The sequence below is a fragment of the Pseudomonas sp. MIL19 genome (assembly GCF_028680365.1).
Taxonomy (GTDB): domain Bacteria; phylum Pseudomonadota; class Gammaproteobacteria; order Pseudomonadales; family Pseudomonadaceae; genus Aquipseudomonas; species Aquipseudomonas spirodelae.
On record NZ_JAPPVG010000004.1, the window covers coordinates 112,169 to 125,723 of the forward strand.

Consider the following 13,555-nt stretch of genomic DNA (forward strand, 5'->3'; position numbering starts at 1 on the left):
CCTAGGTTTTGTGGAACACCAAGGCCTTTAGCGCACTGTCCGGCTGACTGTCTGGGAACTCCGGTGGGTTACTCAGGCGCTCGTCAAAACGCAGCTCAGGGGCCTCGCTGGCCATGGCTTGGATCAGGTAGTCGGGGCCGATCTCCGGCTCGTTGCTGCAGGCCAGCACTTTGCCATGGGCGTTGAGCAGTTCGGGCAGACGGCGCAGGACTTTTGGGTAGTCTTTGCTGAGCACAAAGCTGCCGCGCTGAAACGACGGTGGGTCGATGATGATCAGGTCGTAGGGGCCGTACTTGGCCACCTTGCCCCAGGACTTGAACAGGTCATGCCCCAGAAACACCACCTGGCTGAGGTCGTGCTGGTTCAGCCGGTGGTTATCGCGGCCACGGCTGAGCGCCGCCTTGGCCATGTCCAGGTTGACCACGTGTGCGGCACCACCGGCCAGCGCGGCCACCGAGAAGCCGCAGGTGTAGGCGAACAGGTTGAGCACGCGTTTGCCCGCCGCGTTTGCCTGCACCCATTGACGGCCGTAGCGCATGTCGAGAAACAGCCCGGTGTTCTGCTTGCGGCCAAGGTCGAGGCGATATTTCAGGCCGTGCTCGCAGATATCCCAGTGTTCAATCGGCTCACCGAGCAGCCACTGGGTTGGGCTTTCGGGCAGGTAGCGCTGCTGGAGTAACAGGCTGTGCGCGCCGCTCTGTTGCCAAGCCGTGCTCTGGCTGAGGTCTAGCAGCATGGCTTGCAGCGCCTGCAGTTCGGCATCGCCCAGCGGTTTGAACAGGGCGACCAGCAGCACGCCTTGCAGCCAATCCACCGTGACCTGCTCCAGCCCCGGCCAACAGCGCCCGCGGCCGTGAAACAGGCGACGGGTTTCCTCGGGCGCAGGGTTCAGGGCGATGAGCAGGTGTTGGTGCAGGGTGGCGAGAGCGTCGGGAGTCATGGCGGGCGGTCGGTCGAAGAAGGCGACGATTTTACAGGCAGCCGACCCGCTCGTGGCGTGGGGATCGTTGTTGTCGATGAATGTTATCGGTAAAGGCGTTTGGTATTCGCCATGACAGCTGCCTAGCATGAGCGCTTTCCGAGCCACGTTGAAGGTACTCCTCCATGCATATCGATGAAGCCATCCGCAGCCGTCGCGCCGTCAAAGGCTATGACCCGGCATTTACCCTCAGCAACGCCGAGAAGGACGAACTGCTGCAACTGGCGCTGCATGCGCCATCGGCGTTCAACCTGCAACATGTGCGCCTGGTCGAGGTCAGCGACCCAGCCCTGCGTCAGCAGCTGCGTGAAGTGGCCTGGGGTCAAGCGCAGGTGACCGATGCCTCGATGTTGGTGGTGGTCTGTGCCCAAGTTGATAGCTGGGAGCAAAATGTCGGCCGCGTTTGGGAAGGTGCGCCCGAGGAGGTGCAGGCTTATATGAGCGGTGCTATCGACACCTATTACCGCGACAAACCGCAGGTGCAGCGTGACGAAACCATGCGCAGTTGTGGCTTGCTGGCACAAACACTGATGCTGGCCGCGCGTGGCAAGGGCCTGGACTCCTGCCCGATGGATGGTTTCGATTTCGATGCCGTGGCCAAGCTGATCAACCTGCCGGCCAATCATGTGATTGCCTTGATGGTCGCGGTTGGCAAGAAAACCATCGAGCCGAAACCACGTATCGGCAAGCTGCCGTTTAACGAGGTGGTGCTGCGTAACACCTTCTAATCGCTATTGGCGCTCACGCTTCACTCATTAGCGGGCGCCGCCTCGGTTATGCACAGCCGAAAGATGGGGTGACAAAAGCGCTGCTTGAGGTGACTCTGGCAGCACGACGGGCTGACCGCACGTGGCCCGTCGTGCATAAGAAGAAGCCCAAGGAGCCCCCATGTCTGTTGAACATCTGGACGTTTTGATCATTGGCGCCGGCCTGTCTGGCGTCGGTGCGGCCTACCACCTGATGACGCATTGCCTCGGTAAACGCTTCGCCATCCTCGAAGGCCGGTCAGCACTGGGCGGCACCTGGGACTTGTTTCGTTATCCGGGTATCCGTTCCGACTCGGACATGTTCACCCTCGGCTACAACTTCAAACCCTGGACCAGCCCGCAGGCCATCGCCGACGGCCCGTCGATCCGCCGTTATATCGAGGAAACCGCCTGGGAAAACGGCATTCAGGAAAAGATTCGATTTCAACACCGGGTGCTCAAGGCCGACTGGTGCAGCGAGCGCGCCATCTGGACTCTGCAGGTGCAGCGTGGCGAGGACGCCGAACCGCTCAAATTCAGCTGCCAACACCTGCTGATGTGCACCGGTTATTACCGTTACGAGGCGGGCTACACCCCTGAATTCAAAGGCCGTGAACAGTTTCAGGGAGTGTTTGTTCATCCGCAGTTATGGCCGGAGGATTTCGACTATAGCGGCAAAAATGTCGTGGTAATCGGCAGCGGTGCAACGGCCGTCACCCTAGTCCCGGCGATGACCGACAAGGCCAAGCACGTGACCATGCTGCAACGCTCGCCGAGCTATGTGGTGAGCCTGCCGCAGGGCGATCCGCTTGCCGCTTTCCTGCGCCGCTTTCTACCGCAAACCTGGGTGTACCGGCTGGCTCGCACGCGCAATGTGGCCATGCAGATGGCGTTTTACAGCCTCGCCAAAGTCTGGCCCAGCCTGGTGCGCAAGTTGCTGCTGGGGCTGGCTAAGCGCCAGCTCGGTGCGGATGTCGACATGCGCCATTTCAGCCCGCGCTACAAACCTTGGGATGAGCGGGTGTGTGTCGTACCCAATGGTGACTTGTTCACGGCGCTGCGCGAAGGCAAAGCCTCGGTAGTGACCGAGCGCATTGATGGCCTGACCGCCAAGGGCATCCGCCTGAAAACCGGTGAGGAACTGCCAGCGGATGTGATCATCAGTGCCACGGGGCTGGAGTTGCAGCTGTTTGGCGGCATGCAGGTGGCGGTGGATGGTGTGCCCTTTGAGGCAGCCGAGAGCATGGGCTATCGCGGCATCATGCTGCGCGATCTGCCGAATGTGGCGGTGGTACTGGGTTACACCAACGCCAGCTGGACGCTCAAGGCGGACCTTTCCAGCGAGTATTACTGCCGCCTGATCAACCACATGGACGCCACCGGTATGCGCCAGTGCACACCGCGCGACCCGGCGCGGCAGGTCAAGGAAGCGCCGTTTCTCGACCTGGCCTCGGGCTATATCCAGCGTGCGGCCGGTAAGATTCCCAGCCAGGGCGACCGCGCACCCTGGAAGCTCTACCAGAACTACCTGCTGGATTTGGCGCTGCTGCGCTATGGCAAGGTGGAAGACGATTATCTGGCGTTTAGTTCACCGCAGGTCGATCCAGCCAATGCCAGCGCCACAGCGGTCTAGACTCTATAACTGTGTAAGCCAGACGCCATAGTTTGGTGGTGCGATATGCCTACAGGAATGTGGCCTAATATCGCTTCTATTACTGGCATTAGGCCGCTATTGTTTCGACCGTGTTAATGGATGAATAGCCGGGCGTGCCGGGTTGTTGCAGATGACGCCTTTAGAGGATGAGTGGAATGGAATCGCTTCAACAAGAGCAGCGCTATCTACCTGAGCTGCGGGCCCATATAGACCAGCTGCTGGCCAAGGGCTGGGTAATTGCCGGGCGTAATCCGTTGACACTGCAGTCCGGCCGCAAGAGCTACAGGGTCATGCACGGCATGCTGATTGGTGATGGTACGTTCTAGACTTGGCTAAGGTTTCTCGGGCCGCTGTTGATCATCGCTGATCGGCAGCGGCCTTTTTTCTAGGCATTACTTTGCGCCGGCGTTATTACGCTACAGATAGCTCAGTGAGGCTGGGCAATGGAGCTGATCTGTTCGATCAACCAATGCAGCGCCGGGTCGCGCTGGCGTTGGGCCAAGCTGATGATCTCCAGGTGAAACGGGCCGAGGGCGAACGGCAGCTCGAACAACTGCAACGGCAACAGGCCGGCAAAGTGGCGGGCCAGTTGCGTCGGCAGCACCGCGGCCAGTTCGCTACTGGCAACCACATGCGCGGCCTGCAGGTAGTTGGGCGTGCTGTAGAGGATCTCCCGACACAAGCCCTGTTCGCCCAACCATTGGTCCACCATGCCGCGGGTCTGGCCGCCGTGCACCCACAGGTGGCGCAGTTGCAGAAAGGTCGGTAGATCCATGGGGCCGGCCGCCAACGGATGATCACGGCGCACCGCCAGTTGCAGGGTTTCGCTCATCCAGTGCTGGCGAGAAAAGCGCGCGGGAATCTCCTCAAAGCGGCCCACCACCACGTCCAGCTCACCTTTATCCAGCGCTTCGGCCGGTAGGTTTGGCGTCAGGTGGCGAATGTCGATGCGCATGCCGGGGGCTTGCTGGCTGAGCTGCTCCAGTAAGCGCGGCATGCAGATCAATTCGACGTAATCAGTGACCGCAATATTGAAGTGCTGACGGCTGCTGGCCGGGTCGAACACCTCGCCGGCGTTGAGGCTCTGCTCGATCTGCTGCAGCGCGGCGCGTATCGGGGTTTCCAGTGCCTGGGCGCGCGGTGTCGGTTGCATGCTGCGGCCAACCCGTACTAACAGCGGGTCATCGAGCAGTTCGCGCAGGCGACTCAGGGCATTACTTACCGCTGGCTGACTGAGCGACAGGCGTTCGGCGGCGCGGGAGACATTCTGCTCGCGCATCAAGGCATCGAACACGCGCAGCAGGTTGAGATCGAAGGTTGAGATATTCATCTACTGAATACGACTTATCACAAGACTAAATTTCAAAAATAGTAACGCCTTGCCTATGGTGGCAGACGAATTTATTTCGCCCGTGCGGGTTTTCTGTCACCGCCACTAAGAGGATTGGCCATGAGCAAGGTAGTCAGCATTCAGCAGGTCGCCGTGATCGGCGCCGGAACCATGGGCCGCGGTATTGTCATGAGCCTGGCCAACGCCGGTCTTCAGGTGCTGTGGCTGGACAACAACCCGCAGATGCTCGAACAGGCCATGGCCGTGGTGGCCGAGACCAATGCGCATAACCTCAAGCTCGGGCGGATCAGCGCCGAACAGTCGGCCGCGCGCCTGGCCTGCGTCACCCCGGTGAGCGAGTACGCCGCGCTGGCGGATGCTGACCTGGTGATTGAGGCGGTGTACGAGAACCTCGAACTCAAGCAGCAGATCTTCCGTACCCTCGATGCCACCCTGAAGCCGAGCGCGATCCTCGCCAGTAACACCTCGGCGCTGGATATCGATGCGATTGCCGCTGTGACCAAACGCCCCGAACAGGTCTTGGGCCTGCACTTCTTCAGCCCGGCGCACATTATGAAATTGCTGGAAATCGTCCGGGGCGAGAAAACCGCCAAGGCCGTGCTGGAGGCCGCCGTCGAGCTGGGTCAGCGTATTGGCAAAGTGACTGTGGCGGCCGGTAACTGCGACGGTTTTATCGGCAACCGCATGCTGCACACCTATGTGCGCGAGGCGCGCATGCTGCTGCTCGAAGGCGCCTATCCGCATCAGGTGGACGCTGCGTTGCAGGGCTTCGGTTTCGCCATGGGCCCGTTCCGCATGTACGATGTGGTCGGCATCGACCTGGAATGGCGCGCCCGTGAACTGGCCGGCAAGGGCCAGGATGATCCGGCGGTGCAGGTGGATAACCGTCTGTGCGGCCTTGGCCGTTTCGGGCAAAAGGCGCGCATGGGTTATTACCGCTACGCCGAAGGCAGTCGCCAGGCCGAGCACGACCCCGAGGTAGATGCCTTGGTGCTGCAGGTGTCCGAGCAACTGGGCTTCGTCCGCCGCGAGATAGGCCCTAAGGAAATTCTCGAGCGTTGCCTGCTGGCGCTGGTCAACGAGGGCGCGAAAATCCTCGAAGAGAATATTGCGGCCAACAGTCACGACATCGATCTGGTCTACCTCAACGGCTACGGCTTCCCGGCCGACAAGGGGGGGCCGATGAGTTGGGCCGACAGCCAGGGTGTGGCGGCTATTCATGACCGCTTGAAGACGCTGCAGGCCGCGTTCGGTGAGCACTGGTTGCCGGCGCGCTTGATCGAGCAACTGGCGGCCAGCGGCCAGCGCTTTGCTGATGTTCAGGAGGGCCGCTTATGAGCTATCAAGCCCCACTGCGCGATATGCGCTTTGTGTTGCATGAGCTGTTCGATATCAGCAGTCACTGCGAGCTGCTCGGTAACGGTCTCGACCGCGAGCTGATCGACGGCGTGCTGGAAGAGGGCGCGCGTTACACCGCCGAGGTGGTGGCGCCGTTGAATCGCAACAGCGACGAACAGGGTTGTCAGCTGAGTGATGGCCAGGTGAGCACCCCGGACGGTTTTGCCGAGGCCTATCAGCAATACGTTGATAACGGCTGGGCGAGCATGACCGGGCCGAGCGAGTACGGTGGCCAGGCACTGCCGCAGATGCTCGCGTGCAACTTCCACGAGATGCTGATGGGCGCTTCGCTGTCGTTCCGCGTGTATTCCGGGCTGACCGAGGGTGCGGTGCTGGCGCTGTACAAACATGGCAGCGAAACGCTGAAAGACACTTACCTGCATAAGCTGGTTAGTGGCCAATGGGCCGGCACCGACCTGGCTTTGCTGCGTACCAAGGCCGAGCGGCAAGCCGACGGCAGCTTCAAGGTCAGCGGCAGCAAGATTTTTATCAGCGGCGGCGAGCAGGACCTTTCGGAAAACATCATTCATTTGGTGCTGGCGCGTCTGCCGGATGCGCCAGCCGGGGTGAAGGGTATCAGCCTGCTGCTGGTGCCGAAATTTATCGCCGCTGTCGACGGCACGCCGGGCGCGCGCAACGCGCTGTCCTGTGGGGCCATCGAGCACAAGATGGGCATCAAGGGCGCGTCCACCTGCGTGATGAACTTCGACGGCGCCACAGGCTGGCTGATTGGCGAAGCCAACCAGGGCCTGGCCTGCATGTTCACCATGATGAACGACGCACGCTTTCAGGTCGGTTTGCAGGGGCTAGGCATTGGCGAAGCGGCCTTCCAGGGCGCGCTACGTTATGCCCGCGAGCGCCTGCAGTCGCGTGCCCTGAGTGGTCCGGCCGAGCCGGGCAAGGCGGCCGACCCGATTATCGTTCACCCTGATGTGCGGCGCATGCTGCTGACGCAGAAGAGCCTGGTCGAAGGCAGTCGTATGCTCGCGGTTTACTGCGCGCGCCAGCTTGATCTGGAACACGCTCACCCGGACGCCGCCGCACGCAAGGCCGCCAGCAAGCGCGCGGCACTACTGATCCCGATCGTCAAAGCCTTCTTTACCGACATGGGCCAGGAAGTCGCCAGCCACGCCGTGCAGGTGTACGGCGGTCACGGTTTTATCCGCGAGTGGGGCATCGAGCAACTGATGCGCGATAGCCGTATTACCCAGTTGTATGAGGGCACCAACGGCATTCAGGCGCTGGACTATATCCGCCGCAAGGTGCTCGGCGACGGTGGTGCCGAACTGTCGGCGCTGCAGGCTGAATTCAGCGAGCTGTGCGACGCCCAGGCCGGCCGACCGCCGCTGGCGGCGTTGGCCAAAAGCGTGCAGGCGCGTCTGTGCGAATGGCGCGAGCTGAGCAGCGCGGTGATTGCCGCCAGCCAGCGCGATGTGCAGGAGATTGGCGCGGTGTCGGTGGATTTCCTCCAGTATTCGGCCTATGTGTTGCTGGCTGGCTTCTGGCTGCAGGCTGCAGCGCGGGCGCAAGATGCATTGGAGGCGGGTACCGGCGAGGCGGCCTTTTACCAGGCTAAGCTGCAGGCGGCCGATTTTTATCTGCGTAGAGTTCTGCCGCGTGCCAGCGCCCATCGCGAGGCGCTGCTCGGCGGGGCGGCCTGTTTGATGGCGATGGATGAGGCGAGCTTTGCGTTCTAAAGCGCGTAGGCTGAGTTCAAGACGCCCGTAACTTATTACAACAAGAGGACGCCCCATGCTGCCCTTTAGCTTTGCCACCACTGCGCAGATCCTCTGCGAAATCGGCGCGTCGCGGCGCTTGGCCGAACTGTGCCGAGAGCGCGGTGCGCAGCGAGTGCTGATCGTCACTGATCCCGGCATCAGCAAGCTGGGTTTGCTCGACGAGGTATTGCCCGGTTTTGCCGCGGCGGATGTGAGTGTTGAGGTGTTCGATCAGGTGGTGGCTGACCCGCCCGAAGCCATCCTGCTGGCGGCAGTGGAGCAGGCCAAGGCGCTCAAGGCGCAGTTGATTGTCGGCTTTGGGGGCGGCAGCTCGATGGATGTGGCCAAGCTGGTGGCGCTCTTGGCGCACCCTGAGTGCAGTCAGGCATTGGCGCAGATGTACGGCGTCGGCAATGCTCGGGGGCCGCGCCTGCCGCTGATTCTCGTGCCGACCACCGCCGGCACCGGTTCGGAGGTCACGCCGATTTCCATTATCACCACCGGGGCAACCACCAAGATGGGCGTGGTCTCACCGTTGCTATTGCCCGAGGTGGCCGTATTGGATGCTGAGCTGACCCTCGGTCTGCCGCCGGCGGTGACAGCGGCCACCGGTATCGATGCCATGGTCCACGCGATTGAGGCCTACACCAGCGCGCTGAAGAAGAACCCGCTGTCCGACTTGCTGGCCCGAGAGGCGCTGCGCCTGTTGGCGGGTAATCTGGATGAAGTGGTGCACAACGGCGCTAACCGCGAGGCGCGTCAGGCCATGCTGCTCGGCTCCTGCCTGGCCGGGCAGGCGTTTGCCAACGCGCCGGTGGCGGCGGTGCATGCGCTGGCGTATCCGCTGGGCGGGCACTTTCATATTCCCCACGGCCTGAGTAACGCACTGGTGCTGCCGCATGTGCTGGGCTTTAACGCCAGCGTGGCCGCGCCGCTGTATGCCGAGCTGGCGCCGCTGGTGTTGGGTGATGCCCTGCGTGCTGGCAGTGCGCTGCAGCAGACCGAGCAGTTGATTGCCGCCTTGGCCGACTTCAGCGTGCGCAGCGGCCTGCCCACCTGCCTGCGTGATGCCGGTGTGCCGCAGGATATGCTGCCGACCCTGGCCCGCGATGCGATGTTGCAGCAACGCCTGCTGGTGAATAACCCGCGCGAGATGACCGAGGCCCATGCACTGGCCATCTATCAGGTGGCTTATTAAGGCTGTCTGGTATCTGTAAGCGATCTCGACTTATAGGAGCGGCCTTGGCCGCCATTGGCGGTCGAGGTGCCACGTAAAATCGCGGGCAAGCCGGAGTGCCGCCCAGCCGTTCCTACAAAAGCATGGGCGCTGTGCTTCCCGCTAACTACAAGGATTCCCGATGAGCCAACCCCAACACTTGCGTAGCGATTACCGGCACTTCCAGCCGATCACCACGCGCTGGCATGACAATGATGTCTACGGCCATGTAAACAATGTCACCTACTACAGCTTCTTCGACAGTGCGGTGAACACCTACCTGATCGAGGTCGGCGGCCTGGATATTCATAGCGGCGCTGTGGTCGGCTTTGTGGTCAGCTCCAGCTGCGATTATTTCGCCTCTATCGCTTTTCCCGAGCGTATCGAGATCGGCCTGCGCGTTGGCAAACTGGGCAACAGCTCGGTGCAGTACGAGCTGGCGGTGTTCAAGGACGGCGAGGATGAGGCCTGTGCGGCGGGGCGTTTCGTGCACGTTTTTGTCGATCGCAGCAGCAACCGCCCGCTGAGTATTCCCGAGACCCTGCGCGCGGCGCTGACGCTGTTGTTGGTAGAGGCGGCTGCATAGGCAGCGCTTTTACACGGCCGCTGCGTTAAAGCAGGGGGGCGCTCGGCGCTTCCTGTACAAACAAAAAAAGCCGCTGGTGAGCGGCTTTTTGCTGTCTACACGGGCGACTCAGTGGTGCCTGTGTTTTCTATGCTTTTTATGTTTCTTGTGTTTGTGGTCGTGGTAATGGCCGCGATCGTGACGACGGTCACCATTACTACCGCCGGCGTATTCATTGGCCAGCGCGCCACCGGCTGCGCCGCCCAGGCCTGCACCGATGAGTGAGCCGGTGCTACCGCCGACCGTATTACCCAGTACCGAGCCACCGGCGGCACCCAGCCCGCCGCCCAGTGCGGCTTCAGTCTTGTTGCCGTCGCGCGCGGTTACCACGCCGCCGGCTGCGCCACCCAGGCCCGCGCCAATCGCAGCGCCGGTGCTGCCGCCAACCTGTTGGCCAATTACATTACCTAAGACTCCGCCAAGGCCGCTGCCGATGGCGACCTTGCCGGTATCGCCAGCCATGGCCAGGGGGCAGACCAAGGCGCTGAATATCAGCGCAGAACATAATGTACGCATACGGCAGACCTTCTTGATGTCAGTGGGATGCGGATCTAAGCCTTTGGTTTTAAAGGGTGAAGTGTTCGCTCCCAGTCTTAGAGTCAATTGCAGGAAAAAATTCCCTGCCGTTGGTCGCCGCTGTGATCGCCGCCACACAAGCCGAGATTAAATAATGCGCGCCTCGGCGTGATGCGCCTGCAAACGGATCGCCACGTACTTCGAAGTTGGGGTGAAACTACCCGCGCCAAAGCTCTGCAGCGGCACCAATGGATTGGCCTCCGGGTAGTACGCCGCCGCCTGGCCGGCGGGAATGTCGAAGGCCAACAGGGTGAAACCAACGACCTTGCGCTCGATGCCGTCATCCCAAATGGACTGAATGTCGACCTTCTGCCCCGGCTGAAAGCCCAGGCGCAGGATGTCGGCTTCATTGACGAACAGCACCTGGCGCTGGCCTTTGACCCCACGGTAGCGATCATCCAGGCCATAAATGGTGGTGTTGTACTGGTCGTGGGAGCGCAGGGTTTGCAGGATCAGGTCCGGCGTTTGCCCGGTGTTGCGTACCTGTGGTGGCAGCAGGTCGGTGGGCAGTGGGTTGGCTTTGAAGTTGGCCTTGTGGTTGGCGGTCAGCCAGCGGCGTTCGCCGGCCGCGTTGCCTAGGTAAAAGCCGCCAGGGTGCTGCACGCGCTGGTTGAAGTCGCTAAAGCCGGGAATGGTGTCGGCAATCAGCTCGCGGATGCGGCTGTAATCGGCAATCAGCGTGTCCCACTCGACGGGATGGTTACCCAGCGTGGCTTTGGCGATACCGGCAATGATCGCCGGCTCCGAACGCATCTGCGCCGACAGCGGTTCGAGCTGGCCATAGGAGGCGTGGATCATGCTGAATGAGTCTTCCACGGTCACGGCTTGTGGGCCATCCGCCTGGTGGTCGATGTCGGTGCGGCCTAGGCACGGCAGAATCAGTGCATCCGTGCCGGTGGTCAGGTGGCTGCGGTTGAGCTTGGTGCTGATTTGCACGGTCAGTGCGCAACGGCTCAGTGCTACATGGCTGCGCGGGCTATCCGGGGTGGCTTGGGCGAAGTTACCGCCCAGGCCGATAAACACCTTGGCGTGGCCATCGAGCATGGCGTTGATCGCTTCAACCGTGTTGTGACCCTGCGCGCGCGGGACCTGGAACTGAAAGCGCTGCTCCAGTGCGTCGAGAAATGCTGCCGGCGGGCGCTCATTGATGCCCATGGTGCGGTCGCCCTGCACGTTGCTGTGGCCGCGCACCGGGCACAGGCCGGCGCCGGGCCGCCCGAGGTTGCCGCGCAGCAGCTGCAGGTTGACGATTTCCTGGATGGTCGCCACCGAGTTGTGGTGCTGGGTGATGCCCATGGCCCAGCAGATGATCACCCGCTCGGCGCGGCGGTAGAGCAGGGCCGCGTGCTGCAAATCATCCAGGGTCAGGCCGGACTGCTCGACCAGCGACTCCCAGCTGCTGGCATCCAGCAGCGCCAGGTAGTCATCCACGCCGTCGGTGTGTTCGGCAATAAACGCCAGGTCGAAAACCGCCGGCTCGCCGTTGGCCAGCGCTTCGCGGTGCCACTGCAGGAGGAATTTGGCCATGCCGCGCAGGGCGGCTAAATCACCGCCCAGGGCTGGGCGGAAGAATGCGGTATTCAACGGTTCGGAGCCGTTGGTGAGCATTTCCAGGGCATGCTGCGGATGCTGAAAACGCTCCAGTCCGCGCTCTTTTAACGGGTTAAAACACACCACCTGGGCGCCACGTTTGACTGCCTCACGCAGCGGTTCGAGCATGCGCGGGTGGTTGGTGCCGGGGTTTTGCCCGAGCACGAAGATCGCATCGCTGTGTTCAAAGTCGGCAAAGGTCACGCTGCCCTTGCCCACACCCACGCTCTGGCCGAGGGCCACGCCGCTGGCTTCGTGGCACATGTTTGAGCAGTCAGGGAAGTTGTTGCTGCCAAAGGCGCGGACAAACAGTTGATACAGATAAGCCGCTTCGTTGCTGGCCCGGCCGGAGGTATAGAACTCAGCCTGGTTAGGGCTTTCCAGCCCCTTCAGGTGCTCGGCGATCAGGGCGAAGGCGGCGTCCCAGCTGATCGGTTGGTAGTGATCGCTGGCGGCGTCATAGCGCATTGGTTCGGTCAGGCGGCCCTGGTATTCGAGCCAGTAATCGCTCTGCTCACGCAGCTGGCTGACGCTGTAACGGGCGAAGAAGGCCGTATCCACACGGCGTTTGGTGGCTTCCCAGTTGACCGCCTTGGCGCCGTTCTCACAAAACTTGATGTGGCCGTCTTCCGGCGAGTCGCCCCAGGCGCAGCCGGGGCAGTCGAAACCGCCGTGCTGATTGGTCTTGAGCAGGGCACGGAGGTTTTTGAACGGCTGCTTACTGTCCAGCCAGAAGTGCGTGACGCTGCGCAGCGCGCCCCAGCCGGCAGCGGCACCTTTGTAAGGTTGATAACGTGGCTTGATCGGTTGCAGGCTCATGGCTGTTTGGCTCCGGGCGCTGCCGGGCTGTACACCCGTGGTGCGCTCTGCTGGGGAATATGGATCAGATTGAGGTTGTGCTGACGTGCCCATTGCACGCTCAGGCTGGTCGGTGCCGACAGGCTGACCAGGGTGCCGATACCGGCGCGCAGTGCTTTGTGAATCAGCTCCAGGCTGCAGCGGCTGGTGACCACGGCAAAGCCCTGGCGCAGGTCTTGACCGTCGCGGTGCAGGGCTCCGAGCAGCTTGTCGAGGGCGTTATGCCGGCCGATGTCTTCGCGGCACAGGCGGATCTGCCCTTGAGCATCGACAAACAATGCCGCGTGCACGGCGCCGCTGTGACGGGCCATGGTTTGTGCTGTTTGAATGCGCTGACGCAGGCCCTGCAGGTGAGCCGGGGCGGGCAGTGGGCTAGACGGTAGGTTTTGCAGCTGCGGCAGCGCCTGCTCTAGCGCTTCGACCCCGCACAGGCCGCAGCCGCTGTTACCGGCTAAGGTACGGCGCTGCTGCTTGAGCGACCAGAAAGCGCGGTTACTGACCTGCACGTCGGCGCTGATGGCGCTGTCGTGCTGCTGGAGGCTGATGTCGTAGATGTCATCGAGCGAATCGATCAGGCCGGCGCTCAGGCTGAAGCCATAGATAAAGTCTTCTAGATCGCTGGGCGAAACCATCATCACGCTGTGGCTGATGCCGTTGTAGCTGATCGCCAGGGCGGTCTCGCTGGCCAGTGCGGCCGCGCCTTCCAGCGGTTCGTTTGCCAGTTCGACATAGCTGTAGGTGGGCGCAGGCACTGGCGTGGCATTCGCTTGCTGAGCGCTGAGCGCTGAGTGGAGCGTGGCGTGGCATGGGCAGAGCTTCCCGGCGACAAAGTATCTCTGTCAGC

At 62.0% G+C, this 13,555-nt stretch carries 12 protein-coding genes; 7 read left to right on the plus strand and 5 right to left on the minus strand.

Features of this window, described 5'->3' with window-relative positions:
* Nucleotide 1: 1 nt before the first annotated feature.
* Nucleotides 2-940 (minus strand): class I SAM-dependent methyltransferase, encoded by a 939-nt coding sequence (locus tag N1078_RS04950; RefSeq protein WP_274087090.1) that lies wholly within the window; start codon nt 938-940, stop codon nt 2-4.
* A 164-nt stretch (nt 941-1,104) separates the two neighbouring features.
* Between N1078_RS04950 and N1078_RS04955 the strand changes: the two genes are divergently transcribed.
* The 3 genes from N1078_RS04955 to N1078_RS04965 all read left to right on the plus strand — a co-directional run bounded on the left by N1078_RS04955 (nt 1,105) and on the right by N1078_RS04965 (nt 3,705).
* The gene (locus tag N1078_RS04955; RefSeq protein ID WP_274087091.1) at nt 1,105-1,707 is read left to right on the plus strand and encodes a nitroreductase family protein; all 603 of its coding nucleotides are present in this window, start codon (nt 1,105-1,107) and stop codon (nt 1,705-1,707) included.
* A gap of 160 nt (nt 1,708-1,867) precedes the next feature.
* The gene (locus tag N1078_RS04960; protein WP_274087092.1) at nt 1,868-3,358 is read left to right on the plus strand and encodes a flavin-containing monooxygenase; all 1,491 of its coding nucleotides are present in this window, start codon (nt 1,868-1,870) and stop codon (nt 3,356-3,358) included.
* 176 nt (nt 3,359-3,534) lie between these two features.
* Nucleotides 3,535-3,705 carry a hypothetical protein gene (locus N1078_RS04965; protein ID WP_274087093.1) on the plus strand — a complete coding sequence of 57 codons (171 nt, stop codon included), beginning with the start codon at nt 3,535-3,537 and terminating at the stop codon, nt 3,703-3,705.
* Nucleotides 3,706-3,806: 101 nt separating this feature from the next.
* Here N1078_RS04965 and N1078_RS04970 read toward each other — a convergent pair whose 3' ends face one another.
* Complete coding sequence (locus N1078_RS04970) at nt 3,807-4,709, minus strand: LysR family transcriptional regulator (protein ID WP_274087094.1); 903 nt, start codon at nt 4,707-4,709, stop codon at nt 3,807-3,809.
* Nucleotides 4,710-4,829: 120 nt separating this feature from the next.
* On the opposite strand from N1078_RS04970, the gene N1078_RS04975 reads away from it, so the two are divergent.
* The 4 genes from N1078_RS04975 to N1078_RS04990 all read left to right on the plus strand — a co-directional run bounded on the left by N1078_RS04975 (nt 4,830) and on the right by N1078_RS04990 (nt 9,648).
* The gene (locus N1078_RS04975; RefSeq protein WP_274087095.1) at nt 4,830-6,068 is read left to right on the plus strand and encodes a 3-hydroxyacyl-CoA dehydrogenase; all 1,239 of its coding nucleotides are present in this window, start codon (nt 4,830-4,832) and stop codon (nt 6,066-6,068) included.
* Entirely contained in the window at nt 6,065-7,825 is a 1,761-nt protein-coding gene (locus N1078_RS04980) for an acyl-CoA dehydrogenase C-terminal domain-containing protein (RefSeq protein WP_274087096.1), read from the plus strand. Before N1078_RS04975 ends, N1078_RS04980 begins: the two co-directional genes overlap by 4 nt.
* A gap of 55 nt (nt 7,826-7,880) precedes the next feature.
* Entirely contained in the window at nt 7,881-9,044 is a 1,164-nt protein-coding gene (locus N1078_RS04985; RefSeq protein ID WP_274087097.1) for an iron-containing alcohol dehydrogenase, read from the plus strand.
* Between the two features lie 160 nt (nt 9,045-9,204).
* Nucleotides 9,205-9,648, plus strand: coding sequence for an acyl-CoA thioesterase (locus N1078_RS04990; RefSeq protein ID WP_274087098.1), 444 nt, complete (start codon nt 9,205-9,207; stop codon nt 9,646-9,648).
* A 108-nt stretch (nt 9,649-9,756) separates the two neighbouring features.
* Here the strand turns inward: N1078_RS04990 and N1078_RS04995 are convergent, their stop codons facing one another.
* The 3 genes from N1078_RS04995 to fdhD all read right to left on the minus strand — a co-directional run bounded on the left by N1078_RS04995 (nt 9,757) and on the right by fdhD (nt 13,463).
* Nucleotides 9,757-10,203: a glycine zipper domain-containing protein gene (locus N1078_RS04995; RefSeq protein WP_274087099.1), complete on the minus strand. Its 447-nt coding sequence runs from the start codon at nt 10,201-10,203 to the stop codon at nt 9,757-9,759.
* A 147-nt stretch (nt 10,204-10,350) separates the two neighbouring features.
* Nucleotides 10,351-12,672: an FdhF/YdeP family oxidoreductase gene (locus N1078_RS05000; protein WP_274087100.1), complete on the minus strand. Its 2,322-nt coding sequence runs from the start codon at nt 12,670-12,672 to the stop codon at nt 10,351-10,353.
* A complete protein-coding gene (gene fdhD / locus N1078_RS05005) occupies nt 12,669-13,463 on the minus strand; it encodes a formate dehydrogenase accessory sulfurtransferase FdhD (RefSeq protein WP_274087101.1) in 795 nt (264 codons plus the stop codon). Before fdhD ends, N1078_RS05000 begins: the two co-directional genes overlap by 4 nt.
* Nucleotides 13,464-13,555: the final 92 nt, after the last annotated feature.

Bases quoted from the DNA above. Each gene is read 5' to 3' on its own strand.
- N1078_RS04950 (WP_274087090.1), bottom strand. From the start codon at position 940: ATGACTCCCGACGCTCTCGCCACCCTGCACCAACACCTGCTCATCGCC.
- N1078_RS04955 (WP_274087091.1), top strand. From the start codon at position 1,105: ATGCATATCGATGAAGCCATCCGCAGCCGTCGCGCCGTCAAAGGCTAT.
- N1078_RS04960 (WP_274087092.1), top strand. From the start codon at position 1,868: ATGTCTGTTGAACATCTGGACGTTTTGATCATTGGCGCCGGCCTGTCT.
- N1078_RS04965 (WP_274087093.1), top strand. From the start codon at position 3,535: ATGGAATCGCTTCAACAAGAGCAGCGCTATCTACCTGAGCTGCGGGCC.
- N1078_RS04970 (WP_274087094.1), bottom strand. From the start codon at position 4,709: ATGAATATCTCAACCTTCGATCTCAACCTGCTGCGCGTGTTCGATGCC.
- N1078_RS04975 (WP_274087095.1), top strand. From the start codon at position 4,830: ATGAGCAAGGTAGTCAGCATTCAGCAGGTCGCCGTGATCGGCGCCGGA.
- N1078_RS04980 (WP_274087096.1), top strand. From the start codon at position 6,065: ATGAGCTATCAAGCCCCACTGCGCGATATGCGCTTTGTGTTGCATGAG.
- N1078_RS04985 (WP_274087097.1), top strand. From the start codon at position 7,881: ATGCTGCCCTTTAGCTTTGCCACCACTGCGCAGATCCTCTGCGAAATC.
- N1078_RS04990 (WP_274087098.1), top strand. From the start codon at position 9,205: ATGAGCCAACCCCAACACTTGCGTAGCGATTACCGGCACTTCCAGCCG.
- N1078_RS04995 (WP_274087099.1), bottom strand. From the start codon at position 10,203: ATGCGTACATTATGTTCTGCGCTGATATTCAGCGCCTTGGTCTGCCCC.
- N1078_RS05000 (WP_274087100.1), bottom strand. From the start codon at position 12,672: ATGAGCCTGCAACCGATCAAGCCACGTTATCAACCTTACAAAGGTGCC.